Raw genomic sequence first — 9,880 nt, 5'->3', positions numbered from 1 at the left:
CCGCCCTCGCCGCTGTAGGTGTAGTACTGCTCGCCACCGGTGGAGGTGGGCCGGTCGAACTCGACGTTGCGGTCGCCGTTCTGGCCGACGATCGCGTAGTCCCCGGGCTCCATCCGCTCGCCGTAGTAGATCCGCGGCTGCTGGGCCGGGATCTCCTCGGCCGGCGAGGAACACGCCTCCTGCGCCTTCTCACCCAGGAAGCCGGAGACGAAGTACGGCTGACCGCCGCAGACCACCTGGTTCGCCGGGGCGGCCACCAGACCGTACCCGTGGGTGTAGACGGTGTGGCGGTTGATCCAGTTGCTCTGCTGGTCGGTCAGCTCGCCGTAGTTGATCTCACGGACGCCGACCACGTAGTCGGAGGTCTTGTCCTTGACCGAGTACCTGTCGATGTCCAGCTTCGAGCCGAAGTCGTAGAAGCCACGTACCTGCTGGAGCTGGGTGTACGTCTCGGAGACCAGCTGCGGGTCGAGCAGCCGGATGTTCTGCACCACCGAGGTGTCGGTGGCCAGGCTGGCGGGTGGAACGAGGTTGCTCGCCGCGTACGGTGTGGTCTTCGTGCCTTCGAGGCCGAACGCGGTGCGGGTGGCCTTGATGCTGCGTTCGATGTACGGCGCTTCCTTGTCCCGGGCGCTCGGCTTGACCTCGAACGTCTGCACGGCCCACGGGTAGATGCCGCCGATCGCGACCGCGGAGACGCCGAGCAGGGCGAGCGAGATGCCCGGCCAGACCAGGTTCCGCATGACCGCGTTGGAGAACACGATGATCGCCAGCGCCACCAGGACGGAGATCCAGGCGAGGATCTCCTTCGCCGGCAGCAGCGCGTTGACGTCGGCGTAGCCGGCGCCGTAGAGCTTGGCGCTGTCGTTGTACTCCAGCAGCATGGCCCGCCGGTCCAGCACGTACGCGACGGCCTTGAGCAGCACGAAGAACGCGACCAGCGAGCTGAGGTGGGCGCGGGCGGCGTTCGTCATCCGGTCGCCGACGCCCTGCAGCCGCACCCCGCCGAAGATGTAGTGCACGGCGAGCGCGCCGAGCAGGGACAGCACGACGGCGGTGAAGCCGACGCCGAGCAGGTAGCGCCAGAACGGGAGCTGGAAGACGTAGAAGCCGACGTCGATGCCGAACTCGGGGTCCTTCACGCCGAAGTCGCCGCCGTTGCGGAACAGCAGCCACTGGCTCCACCGGCTCTGCGCGGACAGGCCGGCGAACAGCCCGACGACGGCGGCGGCGAGCGCGATCCAGGTGCCGAGGCGAGGGCTCAGGAGCATCCGGTAGCGCTCCAGCGTGGCCTGCTCGGCCGAGTGCGGGCGCATCCGGGGTCGCAGCCGGTAGGCGAGCCAGAGGTTGCCGGCCACGATCAGCGCCATGCCGACGCCGACCACCAGGAACAGCAGCAGCCGGGTGGCGAGCACGCCGGTGAAGACCTGGGTGTAGCGGACCTCGTTGAACCAGAGCCAGTCCGTCCATGCGTTGACGCCCCAGCCGAGCAGGGTGAACAAGACGAACACCCCGATCAGGACACCGATGGTGACGCGTCCGCGTCGGCTCATCCTCGGCAAGGGACTGCTACGCATGACCACTGTTGGCTCCGCACGCTCGATGTGATCGGCTCCGACCAGGCACCAAGAGTACGGGGTCATCCTGAGCACGTCGGGTCAAGGTCACGTCACGATCGGCACAGCAGTCGTGGTCCCGGCCGGTTCAGCAGCGCGTCGGCTGCCCCCCGGTACGCAGCGCCTCGAGTGCCTTCAATGCCTCGTCCAGCGTGGCGACCTTCAGCATCGGCAGGCCCGGCTGCGGGTTGCGGACGGCCTCGGCGCAGTTGTCGGCGGGCACCAGGAACGCGTTCGCGCCGGCCTCCTTGGCGCCGACGAGCTTCTGCGCGATACCGCCGATCGGGCCGACGCGGCCCTCGTCGTCGATGGTGCCGGTACCGGCGATGATCTTGCCGCCGGTCAGGTCGGCCGGCTCCAGCTTGTCGATGATGCCGAGCGAGAACATCAGCCCGGCGCTCGGCCCGCCGATGTCCCCCAGGTCGATCTTGAGGGTGAACGGGTGCGGCTGCTGCTGATCGATCTCCACGCCGATCCGCGGCCGGCCGTCCTGCTCCTGGCTGGTCACCGTGGCCGTGCCCGGGGTGTCACCACGGGTGTAGCCGATCCGCAGCGCGGTGCCGGCCGGCTTCGACCGGATCAGCTCGGTCAGCTTGGCCGCGCTCGTCACCGGCACCCCGTCGACCGAGGTGAGCACGTCGTCGGGGCGCAGCACGTCGGCCGACGGCCCGCCCGCCGTGACCGCCTTGACCAGCACCTTGATCGGGTAGCCCAGCTCACGCAGGGCCGCCGTCTCGGCGCTGGTCTGCGAGTTCTGGAAGTCCTCCGCGTTGCGCTTCTCGACCTCCTCCTGCGACTGCCCCGGCGGGTAGACCAGCTCGCGCGGCACCACCGCCTCGTCCGAGGAGAACCATCCGGCCAGCGCCGAACGGAGCCGCACCGTCGGCTGCACGCCGACCGTGGTGAGCCGGAGCTGACCGGCGGACGTCGACGTCGAGCGGCCGGTCACCTGGATGACCTCCTTGCCGTCCTCGCTGCCCAGCGTGTTCACCGTCGGACCCGGGCCGAGCACCACGTACGGCAGCGGCACGCTCAGCACACCGACGCTGAGCAGTGCGGTGAGCAGGGCACCGAGCAGGACGGTCACGCCGCGACGTCTCATGCGCCAGAGCGTACCGATCCGCGCCCCGCCGCCCGGCGCGGTGACCCGAGGACTTCGCCCTCAGCGCAACGCCGAGTGGCACGACCTGCGGCGGGGCCCGCGTACCGTAGACGTCGTGCCTGATATTCCGTTCGGTTTCGCGCTCCCGGGTGGTCAACCACCGGACCCCAACGATCCCGCGGCGATGCAGCAGTTCATGTCGCAGTTGCAGCACCTGCTCTCGGCGCCGGGCAGCGGGCCGGTCAACTGGGACCTGGCCCGGCAGGTAGCCGCCAGCCAGCTCGCCGCCGCCGGCGACCCGGCGGTGTCGCCGTTCGAACGCAACGCGGTCGAGGAGGCGCTGCGCATCGCCGACCTCTGGCTGGAGCCGGCGACCTCGTGGCCCTCCGGCATCCGCACCTCGGTCGCCTGGAACCGCAACGAGTGGATCTTCAAGACGCTCGACGTGTGGCGCAAGCTCTGCGACCCGGTCGCCAGCCGGATGGTCGGCGCGATGGGCGACCTGGTGCCGCCGGAGGCCCGCGCCCAGCTCGGCCCGATGCAGTCGATGGTCGCCACGCTGGGCGGCGCGCTCTTCGGCGGCCAGCTCGGCCAGGCGCTCGGCTCGCTCGCCGCCGAGGTGCTCTCCGCCGGCGACATCGGCCTGCCGCTCGGCCCCGCCGGCACCGCCGCGCTCGTCCCCGCCAACATCAAGGCGTACGGCGAGGGCCTGGAGCTGCCCGAGGACGAGGTACGCCTCTACGTGGCCCTGCGCGAGGCCGCCCACCAGCGGCTGTTCCAGCACGTGCCGTGGCTGCGCGGGCACGTGCTGACCGCGGTGGAGAACTACGCCGCGGGCATCCGGGTCAACCGGGAGGCGATCGAGGAGGCGATGGGCCGGGTCGACCCGACCGACCCGGAGTCGATGCAGGCGATCGCGCTGGAGGGCATCTTCACGCCCGAGGACACTCCCGCGCAGAAGGCGTCGCTGGCCCGGCTGGAGACCGTACTCGCCCTGGTCGAGGGCTGGGTCTGCCACGTCGTCGACAGCGCCGCCGGTGACCGCCTCCCCAACGTCGTACGCCTCGGCGAGGCGTTCCGCCGCCGCCGCGCCGCGGGTGGCCCGGCCGAGCAGACGTTCGCCGCGCTCGTCGGTCTCGAACTGCGGCCCCGCCGGCTGCGCGAGGCCACTGTGCTGTGGGCGGCGCTGACCGAGCACCGCGGCATCGCCGGCCGGGACGCGATCTGGGGCCACCCGGACCTGCTGCCCTCCGACGACGACTTCGCCGCGCCGGAGGCGTTCGCCACGACCAGCACCGATCTCGACGACGAGCTGGCGAACTTCGACTTCTCCGCGCCGGGCGCCCCGGAGGAGAAGTCCCCCGGCGAGGACGACGACAAGCGCTGACGCAGCACACCCCCGGGCCCGCCCCGGCCCGGCCCGCCCGCCCCGGCCCATCGATCTTGGAGTTGTGGCGCCCAGGATGCCCGGGTAGCGACGTTTGTCAGGCACCACAACTCCAAGATCGGCGGAGTGGCCGGATGCGCGGAGTGGCCGGATGCGCGGCGAGGCAGTAGGGACAGGGGTCAGACGGGGCGGCCGGACAGCAGGGCCCGGGTGGCCTCCCAGCCCTCGACGGCCGGGTCGAGCGCGGCCAGGTCGGCGGGACCGCGCATCCGGCGCCAGCCGGCGGTGACCGCCACGTCCCCCGGGCTCGGCGCGGCCCGGCGCACCTCGGCCGGCGCGGTCGTGTCCAGGTCCAGCGCCGGCAACCACGCCGGTACGGGCAGTCGAGCAGCCACTCCCAGCAGACCGGTTCCGCCTCCCTCGACCGGGGCCACCGCCACCGGCCGGGTGGTCAGCGGCCGCAGCAGCTTGCCGAGCGTCAGCCCCGGCACGTCCGGCGCGTCCGCCGCCACCACTGCCACCTGGTCGTAGCCCGCAGCGGCGAGCGCCGCGAACACCGCGTTCGGCGTCGGCTCCGGCACCTCGTACACCGGGGTGCCGGGCCAGACCACGGCGTCGGCCAGCCAGCGGTCCCGCGCGGCGACCGCGACGGCGGTCTCCACCTCGTTCAGCGTGGCCAGCAGGTCCACCACGTCCTCGGCGAGGGCGGTACGCCATCGCGCCGGCTCGATTCCGGGCGGCGTCCAGGTCACCGGGCCGAGCAACGCCACCACCACACGTCGGGACACCCGCCGACCTTAACCCCACCCCACACGCGATCATGAAGTTGACGGTGACGAAACGGACGGATCACCAGGTCAACTTCATGATCGACCGCGCGGGCGCCAGAGGGCGGGGGCGCGGTCAGGGGATGGCGGCGGTGGCGGCCACGCCCTCCAGGTAGCCGCGCGCCCGCTCCGAGCGCGGGTACCGGGCGACCAGCGCCCAGAACTCGGCGTTGTGACTGGGCACGATGAGGTGCGTCAGCTCGTGCAGGAGGACGTAGTCGATCACCCAGTCGGGCATGTCCTGGATCCGGTGCGAGATCCGGATGGTGCGGTCGGCGGGGGTGCAGGAGCCCCAGCGGCCGTTCTGGTTGGTCACCCAGCGCACGCTCGCGGGCACGGCGGCCGAGCCGTACTCGGGAAGGTAGCTGTCGATCAGGCGGCGGGCGCGGGCGAGCAGTTCGGCGTCCGAGCGGGCGAGCCGGCCCTCGCGGGCGGCGAGCCGGGCCAGCATCCGGTCGACCCACTCGCTCTCCTCGGCCCGGGAGAACTGGTCGGGGATCAGCACGACGACGCGCTCCCCGTCCCGGTACGCGGACACCGTGCGCCGCCGGCGCTGACTGCGCCGTACCTCGACGACGGGCTTCCGCGTCACGGCCATTACCGGCCCGCGCAGCCTCGGTTGACTGTCACGATGGAAAGCTAATGCGTACTGACCAGGACTCCGCAAGAGTCAACACGACGACACGCGCCCGGAAAATGGCGGTTGATTGTCAGGAGTCCAGAAAAAATTCTTTGCGCTGGTAGATGACCATCACCAACCGACCCTCTGCAACGTTAAGTGATCTACGGTGAGTGACCGGCGTCAGGGGCACACGAAGGGGATCTGGGCGCTTTTACCCGGCGTGTCCGCGCGAAACTGACTTATCCGACGTAACTCGGCATGCACACTCTCGACGTCGACTAGCTCACAGAGTCGGCGTACAGCTGACATGGAACCGCCCAGACCTGGGTAGGGTCCGCCAACCACGGTCAGGTGACTGATCGCGGAGAACCCCCCGGCGCCGACGTCACGTTCGGCCGCAGGGAGACCGCCGGGACAACCTCCGGCGGACGAGACGAGGAGGCTACCGTGGCCGACCAGGCCCAGACCTACAACGGTTACTGCGTCAAGTGCAAGGAGAAGCGGGACTTCGAGGGGCACGTGGAGGTCTCGAAGACCGGCATGAACATGGCCAAGGGCAAGTGCCCGGTGTGCGGCACAACAGTGAACCGCATCCTGGGCAAGGCCAAGGTCTGACCGCTCCACGGGGAGGGCGGCCCTCGGCCGCCCTCCCCGTCGGGTAACCGACACAGTTACCCGCCAGTTGTGGAAAACCGGCGAGATCCTGTGGACAAGGCTGGCCACGGCTCGCCGCACCTGTGGACAACGAACGACGGAGCGCTTGGAGACGGTCACTATCGGTGCCGTGACCGATCCGACACCGCTCGTCCGTCCGATCCTGCTGCCCGGCCTGACCCGGCTCTGGCGCGACCGCCACACGCTCCAACTCGGTGAGCTGCCCGGCCGGGCGGTGCTGCTGGAGATGTCCTCGCCGGGCACGGCCCGCCTGCTCGACCTGCTCGACGGCACCCGCAGCGAACGCGCCGTGCTGGCCGAGGCCGGCGCCGCCCGGGTGCCGCCCGACGAGGCACGCGCGCTGCTCGACACGCTCCGCGACGCCGGCCTGGTGGTGCCCGCGCAGGCCCTGTTCCCCCGTGACCTCGCCGGCGCGGTCCGGACCCGGTTGGCAGCCGAGGCCGCCGCGCTGGCGCTTACCTGCCCCGACCTGCCCGGCACACCGGCCCGGCTGCTGCGCCGCCGCCGGTCCGCCCGGGTGCTGGTCACCGGCACGGGACGACTCGGCGCGGCGGTCGCCGTCGCGCTGGCCCAGGCCGGCGTCGGGCACGTCGTACCCGATCTGGCCGGCCCGGTCGGCGTCGGCGACCTGGTCGGGACCGGCCTGACCGCCGCGGAGCTGGGCCGGCCGCTGGGCCCGGCGGTACGCGCGGCGCTGGAGCGGTGCGCGCCGGGCACTGCCACGACCCCGATCCGGGCGGCCCGGCCGGACCTGGTGGTGCAGCTCGGCGTGGACCGGCCGGCCGAGCTGCTGGCCACCGGGTACGCCCGGCGACGCCAGCCCCACCTGCTGCTCGACCTGCGCGGCGGCGTACCCGTGATCGGCCCGCTGGTCCGCCCACCCGTCGGTCCGTGCCTGCGCTGCCTCGACCTGCACCGCGGCGACCGGGACCCGGACTGGCCGGCGCTCGCCGCCCAGCTCGCCGCCGACCGGGGCGAGCGGGCCTGCGCCGCCACCACCCGGCTCGCCGCCGCCGCGTTCGCCACGGCCGAGGCGCTGGCCCAGCTCGACGGCGGCCACCCGGAGACGCTCGGCGGCGCGGTGGAGGTCGCAGCCCCGGGCCGGGTGCGTCACCGACGGTGGCCGCCGCACCCCTCCTGTGGCTGCTGCCGGCGTCGCCCGATCCGGTCGGCCCCGGCCGCTCCCGGCCGCACGGCAGCAGCGAGGGCCCCGAGTCGGTAACAATGGCCGGGTGACCGACATCCCGCGCCGGGCCGTGTCCCGCACCGCCAAACTCGCCGCCCTGCCGCTCGGATTCGCCGGTCGAACCGTCCTCGGCATGGGCAAGCGGGTGACCGGGCTCGCGTCCGACGTCATCTCCGCCGAGATCCAGCAGCGCACCGCCGAGCAGCTGTTCAGCGTGCTCGGGCAGCTCAAGGGCGGGGCGATGAAGTTCGGCCAGGCCCTGTCGGTGTTCGAGGCGGCGCTGCCCGAGGAGGTGGCCGCACCCTACCGGCAGGCGCTCACCAAGCTCCAGGAGGCCGCCCCGCCGCTGCCGGCGGCGACAGTGCACAAGGTGCTCGCCGAGCAGCTCGGCCCGGACTGGCGCGACCGGTTCGTCGAGTTCAACGACACCCCGGCCGCGGCGGCCAGCATCGGCCAGGTGCACCGCGCCCTCTGGCGCGACCCCGGGTACGGCCCGAACGGCGGCCCGCAGCACCGGGACGTGGCCGTGAAGATCCAGTACCCGGGCGCAGGTGACGCCCTGCTCGCCGACCTCAAGCAGCTCTCCCGGCTCGGCGGCATGTTCCGGGCGATCCAGCCGGGGCTGGACGTGAAGCCGCTCCTGGCCGAACTGCGCGAGCGCATCACCGAGGAACTGGACTACGAGCTGGAGGCGGAGTCGCAGCGGGCGTTCGCCGCCGCGTACGCCGACGACCCGGACATCTTCATCCCCGAGGTGCTCGACGCCGCGCCCCGGGTGCTGATCACCGAGTGGGTCGAGGGCATCCCGCTGTCCCAGATCATCCGGGAGGGCACCGAGGAGCAGCGCGACGAGGCCGGCCGGCTGATGGCCGAGCTGCACCTCTCCGCGCCGGAGCGGGCCGGGTTGCTGCACGCCGACCCGCACCCGGGCAACTTCCGGCTGCTGCCGGACGGGCGGCTCGGCGTGATCGACTTCGGCGCGGTGGCCCGGATGCCGCAGGGCACGCCGGAGCCGATCGGCCGGATCGCGGCGCTCGCGCTGAACGGCGACGCCGACGCCGTGGTGGAGGGGCTGCGCGCCGAGGGCTTCGTCAGCCGCACCGAGTCGATCGACGCCCCGGCGGTGCTCGACTTCCTGCGTCCGATGCTGGAGCCGATCGCGGCCGACGAGTTCCGCTTCACCCGGGCCTGGCTGCGCGCCGAGGCGACCCGGCTGGCCAGTCCCCGCTCCCCCGCGTACCAGCTCAGCCGCCAGCTCAACCTGCCCCCGTCGTATCTGATGATCCACCGGGTCACGCTGGGTTCGATCGGCGTGCTCTGCCAGCTGGAGGCGAAGGCGTCCTACCGGTCGATCCTGGAACGCTGGCTGCCCGGCTTCGCGCCGGTGCCCTGAGCACCGGCTGGGCACGGAACAGGCGAAGGGGCGGTGACCAGCAGGTCACCGCCCCTTCCTCACGCGATCGTTCTACAGGACGCCCAGGTCGCGTGCCGACTGGCTGCGACTCCGCATGGCGACGGTACGGGCGGAACGGGTTGCCTCAGTGCTCGTGGTGGTGCGACCGGCCTGAGGCCGGCGCATTCGGGCCCTGGACAACGCTTCGTGGAGTAGTTGCATCTCGAATCCGTTCGGCAGGTTCAGCATCAGAATTTCTCTCTCAGGTCGGCCGGTGGAGGGACACCGGCATCGGTCGGTCTTGGAACGTAGGTGTGTCAGGCTGCCAGCCGGACGGCGCTACGCGACTCGGACAGCCCGCTGGCCGCCAGTCGCGCCTCCGCCTCGACCCGGAGCTGCGCGTCGCGGGCGAGGTCCTCCTTGCGCGGACGGCCACGGGGCCGCTTGCGCGGGACGACCGCGCCACGCTCGAAGATCTCGCCGCCCCAGACGCCCCAGGGCTCGGCTCGCTCGACCGCCCCGGCCAGGCACTCGACGCGCAGCGGGCAGTCCCCGCAGAGCGACTTGGCCAGCTCGAGCTCGGCGGGCGAGTCGGAGAACCACAGGTCGGGGTCGAACTTCCGGCAGGGCAGGTTCGCCTCCACGTCGACGCTCACGTCGAGGGGGGCCAACGCCAGACTCATCCTCCGGTCACCTCTCTCTCACTTCGATCTCGTGGATCGCATTCCGACGTACTTCGGCGGGACAAAAAACTGAGGCCGCGGATCCCGGTGTGCGGGTTCCGCGGCCTCGAGGTGAGCCGGCGTCTGATGGATCAGACCGGTCTACCTCGAGGTGGAACGCCGCGGACATCCGTGCGCTTCTTGGCGCCATCGATGCCCTTGCCCGCGAAGCCACTGGTCCCCTCGACTCCGGCGATCGGCGCAACGGTCAGGTTCAGCTCGGCCTGAACCTGGACCTGGTGCACCTGCGGAGCCGACGGTCGAGCGGCGAGGGCCACCCGGACAGCCGACAGCGGAGCGACGGCAGACGGCATCGCCGCGAGACGCTCATAGTTGAAGATCTTCACTGG

At 71.9% G+C, this 9,880-nt stretch carries 10 protein-coding genes; 4 read left to right on the top strand and 6 right to left on the bottom strand.

Going from position 1 to position 9,880, the window contains the following annotated elements; translation table 11 throughout:
* Nucleotides 1–1,553: UPF0182 family protein (locus O7542_RS30495; protein WP_281605537.1), on the bottom strand; the 1,553-nt coding region annotated here is incomplete at its 3' end.
* A gap of 151 nt (nucleotides 1,554–1,704) precedes the next feature.
* Nucleotides 1,705–2,718 carry a PDZ domain-containing protein gene (locus tag O7542_RS30490; protein ID WP_176722737.1) on the bottom strand — a complete coding sequence of 338 codons (1,014 nt, stop codon included), beginning with the start codon at nucleotides 2,716–2,718 and terminating at the stop codon, nucleotides 1,705–1,707.
* A gap of 115 nt (nucleotides 2,719–2,833) precedes the next feature.
* On the opposite strand from O7542_RS30490, the gene O7542_RS30485 reads away from it, so the two are divergent.
* Nucleotides 2,834–4,105 (top strand): zinc-dependent metalloprotease, encoded by a 1,272-nt coding sequence (locus tag O7542_RS30485; protein WP_082931089.1) that lies wholly within the window; start codon nucleotides 2,834–2,836, stop codon nucleotides 4,103–4,105.
* A gap of 179 nt (nucleotides 4,106–4,284) precedes the next feature.
* On the opposite strand, the gene O7542_RS30480 is transcribed toward O7542_RS30485, so the two are convergent.
* Together O7542_RS30480 and O7542_RS30475 are read right to left on the bottom strand one after the other, a co-directional pair.
* Nucleotides 4,285–4,893 (bottom strand): hypothetical protein, encoded by a 609-nt coding sequence (locus tag O7542_RS30480; protein ID WP_281605536.1) that lies wholly within the window; start codon nucleotides 4,891–4,893, stop codon nucleotides 4,285–4,287.
* 115 nt (nucleotides 4,894–5,008) lie between these two features.
* Nucleotides 5,009–5,530 (bottom strand): M48 family metallopeptidase, encoded by a 522-nt coding sequence (locus O7542_RS30475; protein ID WP_043328464.1) that lies wholly within the window; start codon nucleotides 5,528–5,530, stop codon nucleotides 5,009–5,011.
* 471 nt (nucleotides 5,531–6,001) lie between these two features.
* Here O7542_RS30475 and O7542_RS30470 point away from each other — a divergent pair, with 471 nt between their 5' ends.
* From O7542_RS30470 to O7542_RS30460, 3 genes are all read left to right on the top strand, one after another.
* On the top strand, nucleotides 6,002–6,169 hold the full coding sequence (locus O7542_RS30470; protein ID WP_007464795.1) for a DUF5679 domain-containing protein: 168 nt from the start codon (nucleotides 6,002–6,004) through the stop codon (nucleotides 6,167–6,169).
* 169 nt (nucleotides 6,170–6,338) lie between these two features.
* Nucleotides 6,339–7,451 carry a TOMM precursor leader peptide-binding protein gene (locus O7542_RS30465; RefSeq protein WP_140946507.1) on the top strand — a complete coding sequence of 371 codons (1,113 nt, stop codon included), beginning with the start codon at nucleotides 6,339–6,341 and terminating at the stop codon, nucleotides 7,449–7,451.
* A gap of 10 nt (nucleotides 7,452–7,461) precedes the next feature.
* Entirely contained in the window at nucleotides 7,462–8,808 is a 1,347-nt protein-coding gene (locus O7542_RS30460) for an AarF/ABC1/UbiB kinase family protein (protein ID WP_030503671.1), read from the top strand.
* A gap of 317 nt (nucleotides 8,809–9,125) precedes the next feature.
* On the opposite strand, the gene O7542_RS30455 is transcribed toward O7542_RS30460, so the two are convergent.
* Together O7542_RS30455 and O7542_RS30450 are read right to left on the bottom strand one after the other, a co-directional pair.
* Nucleotides 9,126–9,491, bottom strand: coding sequence for a WhiB family transcriptional regulator (locus tag O7542_RS30455; protein WP_030503670.1), 366 nt, complete (start codon nucleotides 9,489–9,491; stop codon nucleotides 9,126–9,128).
* A gap of 131 nt (nucleotides 9,492–9,622) precedes the next feature.
* Nucleotides 9,623–9,877 carry a hypothetical protein gene (locus tag O7542_RS30450; protein WP_082931090.1) on the bottom strand — a complete coding sequence of 85 codons (255 nt, stop codon included), beginning with the start codon at nucleotides 9,875–9,877 and terminating at the stop codon, nucleotides 9,623–9,625.
* Nucleotides 9,878–9,880: the final 3 nt, after the last annotated feature.

The organism is Micromonospora sp. WMMC264 (genome assembly GCF_027497275.1).
GTDB classification, from domain to species: Bacteria; Actinomycetota; Actinomycetes; order Mycobacteriales; family Micromonosporaceae; genus Micromonospora; species Micromonospora chalcea.
Note: the sequence above shows the minus strand (reverse complement) of the source record. Positions and strands in the feature narration are given on the sequence as shown.